The sequence below is a fragment of the Synechococcus sp. R5-13 genome, from assembly GCF_047462015.1.
GTDB lineage: Bacteria > Cyanobacteriota > Cyanobacteriia > Thermostichales > Thermostichaceae > Thermostichus.
The window spans coordinates 1-17136 of record NZ_JANSIL010000069.1; the positions used below are offsets into that span (position 1 = coordinate 1).

General features: G+C 59.4%; 15 protein-coding genes. 8 read left to right on the forward strand and 7 right to left on the reverse strand.

The window, feature by feature from the left end:
* Positions 1-443: 443 nt before the first annotated feature.
* The 3 genes from purD to NW840_RS05805 all read right to left on the reverse strand — a co-directional run bounded on the left by purD (position 444) and on the right by NW840_RS05805 (position 4402).
* Positions 444-1739 (reverse strand): phosphoribosylamine--glycine ligase, encoded by a 1296-nt coding sequence (purD, locus tag NW840_RS05795; RefSeq protein WP_414342963.1) that lies wholly within the window; start codon positions 1737-1739, stop codon positions 444-446.
* A 102-nt stretch (positions 1740-1841) separates the two neighbouring features.
* Complete coding sequence (locus NW840_RS05800; RefSeq protein WP_414342964.1) at positions 1842-3017, reverse strand: glycosyltransferase; 1176 nt, start codon at positions 3015-3017, stop codon at positions 1842-1844.
* A gap of 95 nt (positions 3018-3112) precedes the next feature.
* Positions 3113-4402, reverse strand: a complete 1290-nt coding sequence (locus tag NW840_RS05805; RefSeq protein WP_414342966.1) for an HD domain-containing protein — start codon at positions 4400-4402, stop codon at positions 3113-3115.
* Positions 4403-4562: 160 nt separating this feature from the next.
* Between NW840_RS05805 and NW840_RS05810 the strand changes: the two genes are divergently transcribed.
* Complete coding sequence (locus NW840_RS05810) at positions 4563-5522, forward strand: SGNH/GDSL hydrolase family protein (protein WP_414342969.1); 960 nt, start codon at positions 4563-4565, stop codon at positions 5520-5522.
* A 70-nt stretch (positions 5523-5592) separates the two neighbouring features.
* Here NW840_RS05810 and NW840_RS05815 read toward each other — a convergent pair whose 3' ends face one another.
* Both NW840_RS05815 and dapA read right to left on the reverse strand, forming a co-directional pair.
* Positions 5593-7428 carry a ribonuclease J gene (locus NW840_RS05815; RefSeq protein WP_414342971.1) on the reverse strand — a complete coding sequence of 612 codons (1836 nt, stop codon included), beginning with the start codon at positions 7426-7428 and terminating at the stop codon, positions 5593-5595.
* A gap of 217 nt (positions 7429-7645) precedes the next feature.
* Entirely contained in the window at positions 7646-8566 is a 921-nt protein-coding gene (dapA, locus tag NW840_RS05820; protein WP_414342974.1) for a 4-hydroxy-tetrahydrodipicolinate synthase, read from the reverse strand.
* A gap of 275 nt (positions 8567-8841) precedes the next feature.
* Here dapA and NW840_RS05825 point away from each other — a divergent pair, with 275 nt between their 5' ends.
* On the forward strand, positions 8842-9468 hold the full coding sequence (locus NW840_RS05825) for a nitroreductase family protein (RefSeq protein ID WP_011431721.1): 627 nt from the start codon (positions 8842-8844) through the stop codon (positions 9466-9468).
* Between the two features lie 51 nt (positions 9469-9519).
* Here the strand turns inward: NW840_RS05825 and trpD are convergent, their stop codons facing one another.
* The gene (trpD, locus tag NW840_RS05830) at positions 9520-10551 is read right to left on the reverse strand and encodes an anthranilate phosphoribosyltransferase (RefSeq protein ID WP_414342977.1); all 1032 of its coding nucleotides are present in this window, start codon (positions 10549-10551) and stop codon (positions 9520-9522) included.
* Positions 10552-11020: 469 nt separating this feature from the next.
* On the opposite strand from trpD, the gene trmFO reads away from it, so the two are divergent.
* Positions 11021-12400 carry an FADH(2)-oxidizing methylenetetrahydrofolate--tRNA-(uracil(54)-C(5))-methyltransferase TrmFO gene (gene trmFO / locus NW840_RS05835; RefSeq protein ID WP_414342979.1) on the forward strand — a complete coding sequence of 460 codons (1380 nt, stop codon included), beginning with the start codon at positions 11021-11023 and terminating at the stop codon, positions 12398-12400.
* Between the two features lie 239 nt (positions 12401-12639).
* On the opposite strand, the gene NW840_RS05840 is transcribed toward trmFO, so the two are convergent.
* Positions 12640-13656, reverse strand: coding sequence for a phosphotransferase enzyme family protein (locus NW840_RS05840; RefSeq protein ID WP_414343019.1), 1017 nt, complete (start codon positions 13654-13656; stop codon positions 12640-12642).
* A 359-nt stretch (positions 13657-14015) separates the two neighbouring features.
* Between NW840_RS05840 and remA the strand changes: the two genes are divergently transcribed.
* From remA to speD, 5 genes are all read left to right on the forward strand, one after another.
* Complete coding sequence (gene remA / locus NW840_RS05845; protein ID WP_414342982.1) at positions 14016-14285, forward strand: extracellular matrix/biofilm regulator RemA; 270 nt, start codon at positions 14016-14018, stop codon at positions 14283-14285.
* 100 nt (positions 14286-14385) lie between these two features.
* Positions 14386-15033 (forward strand): guanylate kinase, encoded by a 648-nt coding sequence (gmk, locus tag NW840_RS05850; protein WP_369791759.1) that lies wholly within the window; start codon positions 14386-14388, stop codon positions 15031-15033.
* A 210-nt stretch (positions 15034-15243) separates the two neighbouring features.
* Entirely contained in the window at positions 15244-16095 is an 852-nt protein-coding gene (locus tag NW840_RS05855; RefSeq protein WP_414342985.1) for an RNA-guided endonuclease InsQ/TnpB family protein, read from the forward strand.
* Positions 16070-16555, forward strand: a complete 486-nt coding sequence (locus NW840_RS05860; protein WP_414342987.1) for an RNA-guided endonuclease InsQ/TnpB family protein — start codon at positions 16070-16072, stop codon at positions 16553-16555. The genes NW840_RS05855 and NW840_RS05860 overlap by 26 nt, the downstream gene beginning before the upstream one ends.
* A 96-nt stretch (positions 16556-16651) precedes the next feature.
* The gene (gene speD, locus NW840_RS05865; protein ID WP_414342990.1) at positions 16652-17110 is read left to right on the forward strand and encodes an adenosylmethionine decarboxylase; all 459 of its coding nucleotides are present in this window, start codon (positions 16652-16654) and stop codon (positions 17108-17110) included.
* The last annotated feature ends 26 nt before the right edge of the window (positions 17111-17136 follow it).

Sequence of the window (17136 nt, forward strand, 5' to 3'; positions counted from 1 at the left end):
TCAAAGCGCATTCCTCCCGGCACTGACCCTACGGGTACAGTGCGGGGCTCCTGCGATTTCTAGCTGAATCTATTTGAGAGAGATAGTCTCCTCTGCCATGCGCTGCCCCAGACGACCACCCCCAACCCCTCTTCCACCCTGGGAGAGGAAATGCCTGCTCTAGGGGATCCGGGTCCGCAACAGTTCAAGTGGGCTAATGGGGGATCCCCCTCGAGAGGGGAGAGACTCAGCTCAGCAATATCCGTGCCTAGTCAAAGTAGAGGGCTATTGTTAAGGAATCTAAAGTAAAGTTGAGCTTTTGATATCACTGTTGCCGTCTTGTTACCGAAAGCGCTATCGTCTAAGCATCAAAGCTTTTTTCAAAGCTGCTTTATGGGCCCTGGAGGAGCGACCCCTCTGGGGCTTCTTCCATCCGGCTGCAGCTGAGAGGGCAAGGGATGGCTTTATGGGGTAGGGATCACTCCTCGGCGGACGGCAGGCCCCAGGGCGTGGCTACCGATGTCAGAACGGTAGTAGGCCTTGGGAAACTGCACTTGCTCCACAGCTGCGTAGGCTTGGCGCAGGGCCTCGGATAGGGTTGCCCCTTGGCCGGTAAGACAGAGAACGCGCCCGCCATCGCTCAGGAGCTGCTTGCCTGCCTGGCGGGTACCCGCATGAAACACCAACGCCCCCGTGGTGGCAGCTGCATCCAAGCCGGAGACGGGGATCCCTCGCTCGTAGGTATCGGGATAGCCTGGGGCTGCCATCACCACGCAGGCGGCATAGCCGGGTTTCCATTTGAGCTGGATTTGGGCCAGCCGTCCTTCTATACAGGCCAGCAGCACCTCGTCCAAAGGGTTTTCCAGCAAGGGCAGGATGACCTGAGCTTCGGGATCCCCAAAGCGGCAGTTGTACTCCAACACGTAGGGATCCCCACTGGGCGTGATCATCAAACCGGCATAGATCACCCCCTGGTAGCGGATGCCCCGCCGTTGCAAAGCCTCCAGGGTGGGATCCAGGATCTGGGTTTGGATGCGGGCCAACCCTTCTGGAGTGACCAGGTGATCCGCAGGGGCATGAGCTCCCATGCCGCCGGTGTTGGGGCCAGTATCGCCCTCGCCAAGGCGCTTGTAGTCCTGGGCAGGTGGCAGCAGCACACAGATCTGGCCATCGGTTAGAGCCAAAACCGACACCTCCTGGCCGGGGATAAACTCCTCGATCAGCACCTGATCGCCCGGCTTGGCCAGGGCTGCTTCCAGAGCTTGCACGGCTTCTTCCCGGTTTTGGGCAACGGTTACCCCCTTGCCGGCAGCCAGTCCGTCTTTTTTGATGACCACTGGGAAACTCTGGGAGTCGAGATAGGCCACAGCGGCAGATAGCTCAGCAAAGCCGGTAGCGCGAGCAGTCGGGATCCCCGCCTCTTGCATCAATTGCTTAGCCCAGAGTTTGCTTCCTTCCAGTTGGGCAGCGGCGCGGCTAGGCCCGAAAATGGGCAACCCTGCTGCCTGGAAGGCGTCCACGATCCCCTGCACCAAGGGCAGCTCTGGCCCTACCACCGTCAGGCGGATCCCTTGTACGGTAGCAAACCGCACCAGGCCTTCAATGTCGGTAGCCGCCAAAGCCACGGATTGACAGCGGGGCAGCTGCTGCATGCCGCCGTTGCCGGGGGCACAGTAGATCCGAGTAACCTGGGGAGACTGCAACAGCTTCCAGGCCAGAGCGTGTTCTCGCCCCCCAGATCCGATGACCAGAGCCTGCATGGTGTGCTATTCCGCTGTTTCTAAACCCAGCTTGCCTGTTTTCCGAACATCCCCCATTAGACCATGTTCTTGTACCATTTCTGGGGTGTTGGCGCACTCCGGTCAGTGGACGGCGAGAGAACGGCCCCGCCAAGTCCAGTTGCGGCCGGTGGTGGTGCGGATGGCCGAAGCCAAGATGATGGCCGCTGTCGCCCAACCCCCCACTGCCGTTAGCCACCAGTAGCAGAGGGGCAGATGCGCCCAATGCCGGAGCAGAAGCCGGATGGCTAATTGGGCCAGGATCCCTGCCAAGCTGGCCAACAGCACCTCCAGGGATCCCGTAGCCCCAGCCAGGATCACCCCCAACCAGGGCAAGCTGCAGATCCCCAAGACCGTACCCATTGCCAACACCGCCAAGGCCCAGTTGCGCTCCAGGCCCAGGAACCAGTTTTTGGTCCACCCTTCCCAAAGGGCAGCCCCGTTGGCATACATGCGGCTGCGCACCCGCGGCCCTCCCAGGCAAATTTGCAGGCCCAACCCCTGGGCTTTGATCCGTTGCCCCAGGGCCACATCCTCGATCACCACATCGGCCACTCCGGCATGCCCGCCAACTTGCTCGTAGGCAGAGCGGCGAAACAGCAGGAAGGGACCAAAGGCAAAGGCTTTGGGGTTGTCGGGATCGTTCACGGCGGCAAAGTTGTAACCCACCGCCAGGATGGTCATCATGATGGGTTGCACCAGCCACTCCGCTAGGCAACCGCACACCAATTGCGGCCCTACACTCACCAAGCCGCTGCCGCTTGCCAGCAAATGTCCTAAGGCCGCTTCAATGGCACCGGATCCCAGCCGCACGTCGCAATCCAGAAACAGCAAGTAGTCGGCTTCTACGCGGGCGACGGCTTGGGCACAGGCCCAGGTTTTGCCCACCCACCTTTGGCCTTTGGGACGGGGATCCCCCTTGAGCAGGTGTAGGCGCGGATCTTGCCGTTCGGCAGCCAGGGCTTGGGCCAGCTCCCAAGTGGCATCCGTGGATTCATCGTCCACCAACCACACCTGTAAAGGGGCAGAGGTGCTGTCCAGAATGCTGCTCAGGCAGCCCATCACGTTCTCGGCCTCGTTGTAGGCGGGCACGATCACCGCCAGCCGCTCCATCCCGGCCGCGATTTCCCCTGCCTGTTCCGCCGGGGGATCCCTCAGCCAGGGGGAAGCCCGCAACGCTCGCCTCAGTTGCAGAGCCACTAGGGCAATCGCCAAAGCTGTTAAGGACAATACCCCCGTTAGGATTTCTCGGATCCCCACTCCTGCTTCCCTCGTTGTTTAGATGTTTGTTTAGATGTGCTCAGGAACAGATTCCCACCTCTAATGCTCTAGCTCTGGGATGGCCCAATGATTTTCTAGGCAGACAAAACCCCCTCTACGATATCGCCATAGGGCCGGGGAAAGATTAGCCAGACCTGGCGCTGGGTTTCCACCAAGGCACGCACCAAAGGGGAAAGATGGGCAATTTCTTCATAGCCACGCTCGGTTTTGAGCTGGATCCCTTGGTCATAAAAGCTATAGCCCTGGACATGGGCAGAGCGGATGCCCAAATAGCTTTCAGGATCCAGCCCATCCCGCAGCATTTTGGCCTGCACAGCAGCCACCAGGGTTTGGCGTTGTTCCTCAGACAACTGGGTAATGTTGCGGGCCTTGAACAAATCCCGCTCCAAGTAGCGCCGCGACAGATCCGCCAAGATGGGATCCTTCCCCGACATGGCCCAGAGGCGCATGGGGTAGCTGAAGATGATATCGTCGGCAGCCAAGTAGAGGGGGAGCGGCAACTCAAAGGGATCCCCTTTTTGGGCCGCCAGCGAAGCCCAGCACCAAGCGCTGAGGATGGGATCCAGCTCAATCTCCCCCCTTTGCAGGAGCGCCTCTGCCCGCCTGAATAGCCGCTCCAAGATAAAACGGGCACAGAGGCTCTTGGGGTGCTGGTACACCTGGGTGTACATGAAATAGCGCACCACCAGGTAGTGCTCGATGGCCCCCAGGCCTTTGCGGGCGGGGATGGACAGGGATCCCGTCTCCGGGTCATAATCCAGCACCGTTAGGATGCGATCCAAGTCCAGGTGGCCGTATTGGGCACCCGTGAGCAGGCTATCCCGCATCAGGTAATCGAAGCGGTCGCAGTCCAGTTGGCTGGAGATGAGTTGCCCCACCAGCGGCAGGGGAAACTGCTTCTGCAGCACTTGCTGCATCTGGGCCGGCAGTTGGGAATCAAACTCCGCCAGCAGCGTCCTCACCTGGGGATCCTCCCGGAGAATGCGGGCCGTCCAAACCTCGTGCCGGCAGCCGAAGATCTCTTCCCCGGCATGGCTAAAAGGGGCATGGCCAATGTCGTGCAGCAGAGCCGAGGCCAAGGTTACCGCCCGATAGGGACGCAGCTCCGGGTGGCGATGGGCCAATTTGTCGAACAGCCGCCGCGTTACCTGCAGCACCCCCACCGAATGGGTAAAGCGGGATCCCTCTGCCCCGTGGAAGGTAAAAAAGGCCGTGTCCAACTGGCGAATGCGGCGCAGCCGCTGAAAGGCCGGTGTATCGATCAGGCGAATGAGCAGAGCCTCAACCGCGTCCCCTCCATTCAGGCTGATGGCGCCATGCAGGGGATCGTGGTAGGTGCGGGACTTGCAAAACCGTAGCGGCATACTCCCACCATACCTCGCCAATTTTGGGATCCTTGGCTAGCCTGTCTGGGGGTGCTTCCCGCCTCGCCCTATCTATGCCCGCTTTCCCATGCCTCTCTCTGCAAAGGATGCCAGCACCCGAACCCCAGAAAACTCGACTCCAAGACAACAAGACAGCTGGGTGTTCCTCCTCTCCCTGCTGATTTTGATACTCAGTTTGGGGCTAACCGGCTGCTCTGCCAGTTCTGGATCCCCTGTTGTGCCCAGCCCACCCACCCTCACCCGCTACGTTGCCCTGGGAGCCAGCGATGCCGTTGGCTACAACGCCTCCATTTCCTGTGATGGCCCAGCCAACGCCGCCGGCACTCGACCCCAGCGCTCAGAGCCCCTGGACTGCCCCAATGGAACGGGCTATGTGCCCCGCCTGGCTCGCTTGCTGCCCGGCCCAGTGGAGCTTATCAACCTGGGCCGTTCGGGAGCGGTGCTCAGCCCCGCCATGCAAGCCCTGAGGCAGGGGATCCCGGCCAATTTGCTGCAGGATCAAGTGCCGCGCCTTCCCCCCGATGCCACCCTGATCACCATTTGGGTGGGCGGAAACGATACCAACGCCATCGCTCTGGCGGCGGCTCAACGGGCTCTCCAAGGTGAGGATCCCTTGCCCTTCGTCGATCAGCAGATCCGACAATTCGCCGCCGATTACCAAACCCTGCTGCAAGCGGTGCGTGCCCGTGCCCCTCAAGCTCGCCTGGCGGTGGCCAACCTGCCCAACTTCGCCCTGATTCCTCTGGGTCAGCAGCAACCCAGCAGCGTGCGCCAACTGCTCTCCCTGATCTCGGTTGGCCTCACGCAACGGGCCATCAACCCCTTAAGCCAACAGGGGATCCCAGTGGTGGACTTGCTCTGCGATCCCCGCTCCTACCGACGCGAGTCCTTCTTTCCCGGCCCGCTGGCCGACGGCTTTCACCCCAACGACCGGGGCTACGCCGATTTGGCCGATGCCTTCTTGAGCGCCCTTCGGCAACCGCTCCCTCCCCAAACCCGCTGCCCTCCCTTTAGCGAGGTGGGATCCCTGCAACCAGATGCGGCGGCAGAGTCTGCCCTCCGCAGTTTTCTCACGGATGAATACAAGCCGGCACAATAGAAGGATCCCTGCGCTCGGCAAGGGATCCCAAAGGCGCTTAGACGATCCAGCCACGGAGAACGGGCCAGTTTTAGGAAGCAGCTACCGCTGCCGAGGAACGCCGCCGCCGGCCCAGAGCACCCGCTACCGGCTCCGGTTGGGTTTCCACACTCAGGGAAGACACAGACTCCTCTTCAGGAGATTGCACAAAAACCGCCACCGTGGGCCTGCCGGGCAATTGTTCTCGCAAGAAACGGCGCACCACCCGCTCCACTTCGCCCTTGAGGCCGGCCCAGTCGATGTCCAGGCTGCCCCGCTCCAGCGAGCGAGCAAATTGGGGCCACGCTTGCCGAAGGGTGTTCTCCAGAAGGGGTTTCAGGTCGGATCCCTTGAGTTGGTTCCCTTCCCCCGCCAAGCCAAAGGTTTGCACCTGCGGGGTGCAGAGCAACTGGCCGCTGCCGTCCAGGCTGATCACCACCGTCACCATGCCATCTTTGGCGATCTGCTGCCGCTCCTGCATCATCTCATCCATCACCACTCCATCGTGGGAAGCGGCGATCATCTGCAGGCCAGAGGGGACGCGGCCCGTGATGGCAATGCGCTCCCGGTTCACCTCCACCACATCGCCGTTGTCGATGATTACAATGTTTTCCCGCGGGATCCCCATGCTCATGGCGGTTTCGGCGTGCTTGACCAGCATGCGGTATTCCCCGTGGGTGGGAACGAAGAACTTGGGGCGGGTGAGGGCAATCATCAGCTTCTGGTCTTCCTGGCAGCCGTGGCCGGAAACGTGCAGGCCCTTGTCTTTGCCGTAAATGACATTGGCTCCCAGCTCCATCAGCTTGTCGATGACCCGCGAGACCGCGATGGTGTTGCCAGGGATCGGGTTGGCCGACCACACCACCGTGTCTCCTGGCTTGATTTGCAACTGCGGGTGCTCACCGTTGGCGATGCGGGTAAGAGCAGCCAGCGGTTCTCCCTGGGATCCGGTGGTGAGGATGATCACCCGGTCATCCGGCAGGCTGTTGATCACATGCATTGGCTGCAGCGTCTCGTCCTTGCAGCGGATGTAGCCCAAGCGCCGCGCATGAGCCACCACGTTTAGCATGGAGCGGCCCACCAGAGACACCACCCGACCCTGCTGTTCGGCAATCTGCAGCACCAAGTTGAGACGATGCACCGAAGAAGCAAAGGTGGTGATGATCACCCGTCCCTTGGCTCCGGCAATGGCCTTGGTGAGACCGGGCACCACTGAGGCTTCAGAGGGGGTGAACCCCGGCACTTCAGCGTTGGTGGAGTCGCTGATCAGGCAGAGCACTCCCTTTTCCCCATGTTCGGCCAACCGCTGCAGGTCGAAGTACTCCCCATCCACGGGGGTATGGTCGATCTTAAAGTCGCCGGTCTGAATAATGACGCCCACAGGCGTGTGCAGAGCCACCGTAAAGCTATCGGCAAAAGAGTGGGTGTTGCGAATGAATTCGGCAAAAAAGTGCTTACTCAAGGGAACGATTTCACGGGGGCCAACAGGACGCAGCTCTGTGCGGTTGAGCAGGCCCACTTCCCGCAATTTCTCTTCCAGCAGCGCCAGCGCCAATCTGGGGCCGTAGATGACCGGAATATCGAACTCCCGCAGGTGATACGGGATGCCACCGATGTGATCTTCGTGGCCGTGGGTAACCACCATCCCCCGCACTTTGTCGCGGTTTTGCTTGATGTAGGTCATGTCCGGCAGCACGATGTTAATGCCGTGCATGCTCTCATCGGGAAAAGCCAAACCGGCATCCAAGAGGATGATGTCATCCTCGTAGCGGAAGGCCCATGTGTTTTTGCCGATCTCCCGTTCGCCGCCCAGCGGAATCATCTGAACGGAAGAGGTGGATTGTGGGATCACAGAACGAGAAGCAACTGAAGAACGTGGTGTTGGCATATGGGTTTAGATCCTCAACAGTAAAAAAACAAAAACAGAAATGGGCACAAGCTATCCCCGACAAATGTGGGCGAAAGCCGCAACTCATCCATTTCCCAGGCCGGGGAAGAGCTTTTCAGGGAAAAAGCTACCTACCCACAGGTCAAACGCCACAAAAGAGCCCCTTGCAAACCCCTGAAAACCGTGGTCATGGCAGAAGCAAAGCCTAAAAATGCAATCATGAAACTTTCGTCGCCATTTGTTCGGATCCCTTCGATTCAGCCAGTAGGCCCATCTCTTCAAGCACCTGTCGCAAAACCTGCAGAGAACTGGGCTGTAGAGGCGCTAGGGGAAGGCGCGCCCGACCCACTCGCCAACCCTGCATCTCCAATGCGGCCTTAATCGGAACTGGGTTGGTCTCGATGAATAAAACCTTGAACAACGGAAACAGGCGCAGGTGGTGGGCCAAAGCTTGATCGTGTTGCCCCCTGATGTAGCTCTGGATCAACTCCTGCAACTGCAACCCAACCAGGTGGCTGGCTACACTGACCACACCGCTGCCTCCCAAAGTTAGGAGCGGCAACGTCAGAGAGTCATCCCCTGAATAGATGGCGAAACGCGAGGGAGTGAGTCGCCGAATTTCCGAAGCTACATCCATCATACCACTGGCTTCTTTGATGGCGACAACCGTTTCCAATTCTGCTAATTGGGCTACAGTCTCCGGCTGTAAACTGGCCCCTGTCCGACTGGGAATGTTGTAGAGCAAGATGGGCAGGTCACTGGCTTGGGCGATGGCCTTGAAGTGCTCATAAAGGCCGGCCTGGGTAGGCTTGTTGTAGTAGGGCACCACCTGCAGAGAGCCATCCAAACCGAGTTGAGCGGCCTTTTTTGTGGCTTCAATGGCCTCACGGGTGGAGTTGGATCCCGTCCCGGCGATCACCTTAGCCCGACCGGCCACGGCATCTCGCACCACGCGGAACAGCTCATACTCCTCTTGCCAGGTTAGGGTGGGAGATTCGCCTGTGGTGCCACAGACCACCAAGCCGTCACTGCCGTGGGTTGCCAAGTAATCGGCCAAACGAGCGGCCTCATCGTAGTTAAGCTCCCCCTCATCAGTAAAGGGGGTAACCATGGCCGTCAGCACTCGACCGAAGTTCACCGATTGCTTCTCCCCATCAACCACACCAATCCGACGATTAACCGGGCGACCCAGATGAGACCAGTTTGTTTTTCCATCATACCTGCCTTTGCGTTAGGGATCCCGCTTGCCTGCCCTGCCAAGGCCCAGTTTGTGCCTCACCCGGTTGCCACAGGCTGGATAAAAGGGAGATAACAAAGAAGACAGACCGTTTGAACACGGAATGTATAGCCATTTGCCAATCCTGCCCCTACCTTTGGGGGGAGCAGCCTTTCTACCGACACTTGAGGATCCCTATGGACGCCCTAACTGCCCTGAAAGAGCGCATTTCCGCCGACAAATTGGATCCCAGCCGCCGTTTATCGGAAGCGGAGATCCGAGAGCTGGTGGCTTATGCTACGGAAGCTCCTTCTTCCTTCAACATTCAGCACTGGCGGTTTGTTGCGGTCACCGACCCGGAAGACAAAGAGCGCCTCAAATCTCTGGCCTACAACCAACAGAAGGTGGCGGATGCATCGGTGGTGTTTATCATCCTGGGGGATCTGCGGGGGTATGAGAAACTGCCTGAAATTGTGCAAAGAAGCGTTGCTGCCGGGATCCTCCCCCCCGAAAAAGCGGAAGGCTGGGTGAACATGGCCCAGGCAACCTATCTCCACAATCCCACCTTGGCGCGGGATGAAGCGATTCGCTCTGGGGCGATGGCTGCCATGGCGCTGATGATCGCGGCTCAGGCCAAGGGTTTGGTGAGCGGGCCGATGATCGGCTTTGATCCGGAAGGGGTAAAGCGGGAGTTCGGCATTGCCGACCGCTACGTGCCGGTGATGCTGCTGGCGGTTGGATATGCGGCAGCGGGTAACCTGCCGCGCAAGCCTCGCTTGGGGGTGGATGAAGTTCTGGCCTTTGGGCGAGGGCGGGAGTTTTAGCCCTAGGCTCAGGTGGGATCCCTGTCGCCCTCTCCTGGGCTCCTACCGGCATCAAGCCTTGAGAAAATGAACCAGCTGTTGCAAGCGATCCCAAGCGGCACCCCTGGCGAGAATCTCGCGAGCTTGGGCGATCCCGGCTCTCCAATCGGGGGCCACTCCGGCCACCTGCAGGGCCAAAGCAGCATTCAAGGCCACCACATCCTGCTGGGCAGGCGTCCCGGATCCCTGGAGAACTTGGGCGAGGATGGCAGCATTTTCCTGCAGATCTCCCCCTTTTAAGGCGTGGGTGGGTGCTGCAGTGAGGTCATAGTCGCGCGGGTTCAAGACTTCCGTCCGCACCGACCCGCCGCAAAGGACGCCCAAATCCGTGGGCTGATCCAGCCCGGCCTCGTCGAGACCTTCGCGGCTGTGCAACACAATGGCCCCTTCCCGTCCCAACAGGCGCAGGGCCTCTGCCATTACCGGCACCAGCTCCTGGGCGTAAACCCCGATCACCTGGCGGTTGGGATAGAGGGGGTTGACCAAGGGCCCCAACAGGTTGAAAATGGTGCGAACCTTGAGGGCCCGCCGATAGGGGATCACCGCCCGCATGGCCGGGTGCCACTGGGGAGCAAACAAAAAGGTGATGCCCACTTCCGCCACAGCCGCCCGCACCCGCTCTGGCTCAGCCCCCAAGTTCACCCCCAGGGCCTCCAGCACATCCGCCGAGCCGACCTTGCCAGAGGCGGAACGGTTGCCATGTTTAACCACCGGGATCCCGGCTGCACTGACCACAAAGGCCACCGCCGTGGAAATGTTAAAAGTGCCGGCCCCATCGCCGCCGGTGCCACAGGTATCCACCAGGAGAGGCAAGTCCAGCGGGGATCCCAGCGAAGCCCGCTGTAGCACTCGTGCCATGCCGGCCAGTTCACCGGCGCTCACACCCTTGGCTTGCAGGGCCGCCAGAATCGCCCCCGACACCACATCTGGCACTTGGTTCTGGAGCCAACCGTTCATTAACTGTTCAGCTTGGGCTTCGCTGAGAGATTGCCGATCCAGCAACTGCCCCAAAAGCTGTGGCCAAAGGTCAGCCGTTTCCGTCATGGGTCGGGATCCTGGGTGTCAGCGGGTACTTATAGTAGCGTATCCCGCCTCTGGGTCACTTGCCTCGTGCAGGTCGGGCCATGCTGAGGGTTAGCTAATCCGCCCAGAAGCTCCGCCCTCCTTATTGCTACGCAACGCGACGCAACCACTTTAGCGGCGCGGAGCGCTATGCCTCAGCGTAAGGGTCGGGATGAAAGGCGGTCTTTGTTCTATAATCAACCTGGCTGTACAAAACGGCTTTGCCGGAATCTGGTACAGCTACGCGGTGGGACATTCCGTGTCTGCTCGCTGAGGGTTCTTGTGATAGCTCCCCGTTGAAGCGAGAAGCGCACACTCTTTCGCTTTAGCAGCGCGGAGTGCTTTGCGTCAGCATGAGTGCGGGAGTATGTCACCATAGTGGGTTTGACCTGAGCCGTTTCCGGCCCTAGCAGGGTGCGCTCCATTCTTCTCTTCCCTCCCGGAGGTTGTGATGAACCCTCCAACTAACCCAAGGGCTTGCAGCCCGCTTGCACGAGCGGGAGCCTTTGCCCCCATCCATGTTGTGGGCGGGGGGTTGGCGGGGACAGAAGCTGCTTGGCAAATTGCCCAGGCAGGGTTGCCTGTCATCCTTTCGGAGATGCGCCCCGTGCGTCAGAGCCCGGCCCATCACACCGATCAGTTGGGGGAGCTGGTGTGCAGCAACTCCTTTGGGGCTGCAGCCAGCGATCGGGCGGCAGGGCTACTCAAGGAAGAACTGCGACAACTGGGATCCCTGGTGATCGCGACGGCGGATTGCCATGCAGTGCCGGCAGGAGGGGCATTGGCAGTGGATCGGGCCCGCTTCAGCCAGGCTCTCACGGAAGCCATTCAAAACCATCCCCGCATCACCCTGCGTCGGGAGGAGGTGACGGAGATCCCGGAGGGCATTGCCGTCCTCTGTACCGGCCCTCTGACCAGCGATCCCCTGGCCAAGGCACTGCAAGCCTTTACGGGCCTGGAGTACCTGAGCTTTTTTGATGCGTCTAGCCCCATTGTTACCGGGGATTCGTTGAACCGAGCGGTGGTGTTTCAGGCTTCCCGCTACGACAAGGGGGAAGCAGCCTATCTCAACTGCCCCATGACGGAAGCGGAGTACGAACGGTTTTGGCGGGCGCTGGTGGAGGCGGAGCAGGCGCCCCTCAAGGATTTTGAACGGGAGGAGCGCAAGTTTTTCGAGGGCTGCTTGCCGATTGAAGAAATGGCGCGCCGTGGCAAAGACACCCTCTGTTTCGGCCCCTTGAAGCCGGTGGGGCTGGTGGATCCGCGCACGGGATCCCGTCCTTACGCGGTGGTGCAGTTGCGGCAAGAGGACAAAGCAGGGCAGCTGTGGAACTTGGTGGGCTTTCAAACCAACTTGAAATGGGGAGAACAGCAGCGGGTCTTTCGCCTCATCCCCGGCCTGGAACAGGCGGAGTTTGTCCGCTTTGGGGTGATGCACCGCAATACATTTTTGAATTCGCCCCAGCTTCTGTGGCCGACCTTGCAATTTCGTCGCCGACCCACGCTGTTTGCCGCCGGCCAGTTGGTGGGCACCGAGGGCTATGCCTGCGCGGTGGCAGGGGGATGGTTGGCCGGACAGAACGCCGCCCGCCTGGCTCTGGGGTTGCCCTTGATCACGCTGCCCCCCGAGACGATGATGGGATCCCTGTTTCAGTTCATCAGCAGCGCCGATCCCAGGCACTTTCAGCCGATGCCGGCCAATTTTGGGCTGTTGCCGGATTTGGAGGGGCGCCAGCTTCGCAACAAGCAGGAGCGCTATGGCCGTTACCGGGATCGGGCTTTGGCTGCTCTGAAAACGACTGGGTTGGTGCGCCAAGTGCAAACTGCCTAGGGGAGCTTGGAGCGTGTTCCCGACCATTGCGATCCAAGTCAAAGTCGAGATTGAGCGTTATCGTCATTTGAAACTAGATTGAGACACTTCCTAGGCGTTTCGCGACCGCCCCCAGCCCCTCTCCCTCTGGGGGAGGAGAGTCGGGAAGCAATGCCACAGAAATATTTAGAAATGTTTCATTCCTATGCCGCGGTAGCAGATCCCAAAACGAGCTGTCAAAAGCTGGGCAAACCTGTTGGCTACCTTCCCTCTTTCCGCTGCTCACAAGACAAAAGGGCGCGCATGGACTCCAACAGTTGGGGTGCCCTCTGGGTTAGGTCTTGATAGAGGCAAATTTGCTGTTGGCAGCGGGCCAGGTTATGGGCTTTGCGGCTGGGGTAGCGCTGGGGATCCCAATTCCAGTAAGCGTCTTCAAACCAATCCTGCAAAAAGCGCATCCCCAATTCCAGGGTAATCAGTTGGATCCCTTGGAGAAGGAGTTCCGGTTGTAGGGCGTGCAAGTTCCCGGTTTGGGCATAGCCCCGCAACCCGGCCAGGATCGCCTCTGGCTGAAGGGTATTTCCTCGTTTGCCCCAGGAGCGCAGGGCATCCCCCAATTCAACATAGAGATTGTGATACATAAAGGTGTCCAGATCCACCAGGCCCACAAATCGCCCCTGCTCATCGAACAAAAAGTTGTTGAACTTGAGATCGGCATGGATGATTTGAGTTGGGATCCCTGAGGGCAGCAGAAGATTGGGCACAGTTTCGATTAAAAACTGCCATTCTGCCTGCACTTCTGGGGCCGGCTCATACTGGCGTAGCTGTTGCCAAAGGTGAGCCGTATCGTGAAAATGCGGGATCTGGAAGCGAAAACGATAGTCCATCTGGGCCAAGAGTCGATGCAGGCGTCCAACGGCTGCCCCCGCCTCTTCCAGATAGCCCCAATTGGGAGGAGTTGGGTGACAGGATCCCGGCAGACAATCCATGACCCGCCACAGCCCTTCTGCCCAGGACAAGTGCAGGGATCCATCGCGAGCGCGACGGAATCGGGGCACAGGGAAGCCGTGTTGTCTCAGCCATTGGCCGATGGCTTGACCATCTTCGGTGACAGCAGGATCAAATCGGGGATGAAGGCGCTGGACGATGAAGGATCCCTCAGAGGTGTTGAGTTTCCAAGTTTGGTGAATGAGGCCCACTCGGATGGCTTCGGGTGGCTCTAGATCCCCCAGTTGAAAGTGTTGGACAAGGGGATCCAGCCAAGTCAGGTCAAGCATAGGCAAGGAAGAAATCTATTCAAGCTTGGGGTGCTGGGTCGATCTTTTCGTTTTCAGAGCTGCCTCAAACCGCTTACCACAGCGGCGGCCTTTGAGGCTTACAGTTCAAGTTCCATTGAAGTGGCTTCATGTTGACGATTTTACCGTCCTCGATAAACAGGGCAAGTTGTTTGGGAGGGTGCAGCTTGTTATGCAACCACAGCCTTTTTGCGGCTCACCCGAACGGGACTTGTCGCCAGAACTCACTGCCCAATTGGCCGAGAACTCAGGTGTCGTTGTGGCAAACCCGCGAAAGAGCCCCATTTGCTACCTTAATGAAGGTTGCTGGCCGGACAACCGTTAGGTTCCCTCATCACCCCATGGATACCCGCCTAATCAACATTGGCTTTGGCAACATCGTCGCCGCTGGGCGTGTGGTCGCCATTGTCAGTCCCGAGTCAGCTCCCATCAAACGCATCATCAGCGATGCCCGCGAGAGGGGCCAGTTGGTGGATGCTACCTATGGTCGTCGTACCCGCGCTGTCATTATCACCGATTCCGGGCACGTTATCCTCTCCGCCATCCAACCCGAAACCGTTGCCAACCGCTTCCTCACGGCCAAGCCCGGTTTGTCAGAGGAGACCGAGTGAAAGCCCATCGCTGTGAGCCGTTTGAGAAACCAGAAGTGAGATATCCTAAAACAAACCCAAACAAGTCAATTGCCCAGCCGTCTTGCGTCGGTCTCTGTCTATGCCAACCTCTCCTACCCCGGTTTCCTCTGAGTGTACGCAGCAGCAGGGATCCCTTCCGGCTCCTACCCCGCGCGGTCGCTTGGTGGTTTTGACAGGGCCCAGCGGAGTGGGTAAGGGTACGCTGGTCAACCAGTTGCGCCAGCGCCACCCCGAGCTGTATCTCTCGGTTTCGGTCACCACCCGCCCCCCCCGCCCCAGCGAACAGGAAGGTGTCAACTACTACTTTCGCAGCCGGGAGGAATTTCTCAACTTGATTGAAGCCAACGAGCTGTTGGAATGGGCACAGTATGCGGGCAACTTTTACGGCACTCCCCGCGAGATCGTGTTCCAAAAACTTAACCAGGGTCAGGATGTGCTGCTGGAAATTGAGCTGGCGGGGGCCCGTCAGGTGAGGCAGCAGTACCCAGATGCCATTCGCATCTTTCTCTGTCCCCCTTCTCTGGAAGAGCTGGAACGTCGCATCCGCGAGCGCGGACAAGACTCAGAGGCCAGCATCGAGCGCCGCCTGGAACAGGCCCGCAAGGAATTGGATGCCCAAGACGAATTTGACTACGTGATTGTCAACGACAACCTGGAGCAAGCGCTGCAGGAGCTGGAAGCCCTGCTCTATCCCCCCTCTCCCTCTTCAAAGGAGCAGCAGCCCTAGCTTCTCCAGCCCCTTCCCGGAACGCTGGTGTCGGTGGTGCAGTGGCTCCAGATTGGGCCTAGGGTTAACTTTCGGTTAAGAAAAAAGCTGCTGGGGAGGGTAGTTTGGCTTTACCAAAAAACTGGGTCTGAAGCCCCGCCCTAAGGCCTACGGCCCGCTGACGCGACCAGGGCGGCTTTTATCTTGCTAGACCTTTGATAAAATAGGCTCATGCGCGTCCTCGAAGCCAAGCTCCTCAACGGCACAGCCCAGCAGTACCAAGCCCTGGATGAGGCCATTCGGACTGCCCAGTTCGTGCGCAACAAGTGCCTGCGCCACTGGATGGATCATCAGGGGGTGAACAGGGCCACGTTGTACTCCCTCTGCAAGGACTTGGCCAGAGAGTTCCCCTTCGCCCAGAAGCTGAACTCCTCTGCCCGGCAAGCCAGTGTGGAGCGAGCCTGGTTTGCCATCTCCAACTTCTACCGCCGCTGCAAGGAGAAAGCAGCCCGGAAGGGCTATCCCAAGTTCCAGAAACGGTGTCGCTCCGTGGAGTACAAAATCTCCGGCTGGAAGCTCTCCCAAGATGGAATGTCCATCACCTTCACGGACAGCTTCCAGGCAGGCACCTTTGCCCTGTACTGCAACGGCGAGGCGCGGCGGGACATCCTCACCCTGAAAATCAATCGGGTGCGGGTAGTGCGGAGAGCCGATGGCTACTACGCCCAGTTCTGCCTGGACGTGGAGCGTCGGGAGAAGGTGGGCTACACCGGCGAGGCGGTGGGGCTGGATGTGGGCTTGATGCACTTCTACACCGACAGCCACGGCCACAAGGTAGAGTGCCCCCAGTTTTTGCGTCGTGCCGAAAGGAGGTTAAAGCGAGAGCAACGCAGGTTAAGTCGGAAGTTTCGGAGAGGGGCCAAACCCCAATCCAAGAACTACCACCAGCAGAGGAAGCGACTGGGCAAGGTGCATCTCAAAGTCCAACGCCAGCGTAGAGACTGGGCTGTGAAGTTGGCCCGGTGCGTGGTGCTCGCCTACGGCGGCGCGGAGCGCTTTGTCCAGCGACATCGTGGCGTATGAGGACTTGCCGGTGCGCAACTTGGTGCGGAATCACCACTTGGCCAAGTCGATTCACGATGCCGGGTGGAGTTTATTCACCGGGTGGCTGGACTCCTACGGGAAGGTCTTCAACAAGGTGGTGGTGGCAGTGCCACCGGAGTACACCTCGCAGGACTGTTCTCATTGTGGCCATCGGGTGAAGAAGACGCTGTCCACTCGCACCCATCAATGCCCGCAGTGTGGGGTGGTACTTTGCCGGGATGAGAATGCGGCCATCAACATCCTGCGCAAAGGGTTGGAGTTGTTGGGTGAGGAGTGGAACAACGGTACCTTTGGGCAAAAGGGAACCGCCCCGAAAGGGGGAACGCCTGGGGAGAAAGGCCTACGGCCCGCTGCCGCGATGAGCACCGCTGCTGTGGAGGGGCAACCTGACACGGTAAGTGCTGTCGCAGAACCAGGAACCAGAATCCCCTGCCTTTAGGCAGGGGAGTATGTCAATTGTGAGATAATGGTAAAGCTGCGCTTTCTGTGCAGCCTCTGGTTCTAATCAGTTCTATCTGGCCAATTAGGGGATAGTATGCTGCACACACTATCTGGCCAATTAGGGGATAGGTCTCCAGCTCTGATCGGGATCCACTGTATCCTGGAGCTTTACGACTGCCCGGCCAAACTTTTGGATGATGCCTCTCTGGTGCAACAGGCTTTGCGAGAGGCAGCCAGACGCTCCAACTCCACCTTTTTGGGAGAGCTGTGCCATCCATTTGAGCCACAGGGGATTACAGCCCTCGCTCTTTTGGGGGAATCCCACATCTCCATTCACACCTGGCCCGAAGCGGGCTACGCGGCGGTGGATGTGTTCACCTGTGGTCGCCACACCCGACCGGAAGCGGCCTGTGAATATCTGATCGACGTGTTTCAAGCGCGACGATATTCCCTGCGCAAGGTGCCCCGCCGCACCGCGCAACCGACACTCCTGGAAGAGGCCCCAGACTCGGCTGAGGTGCTCACCTGCGAAGCGAGCCGACGAAGGCGCTGAGATCTTCGCCAATCGCAGCTTTTTCC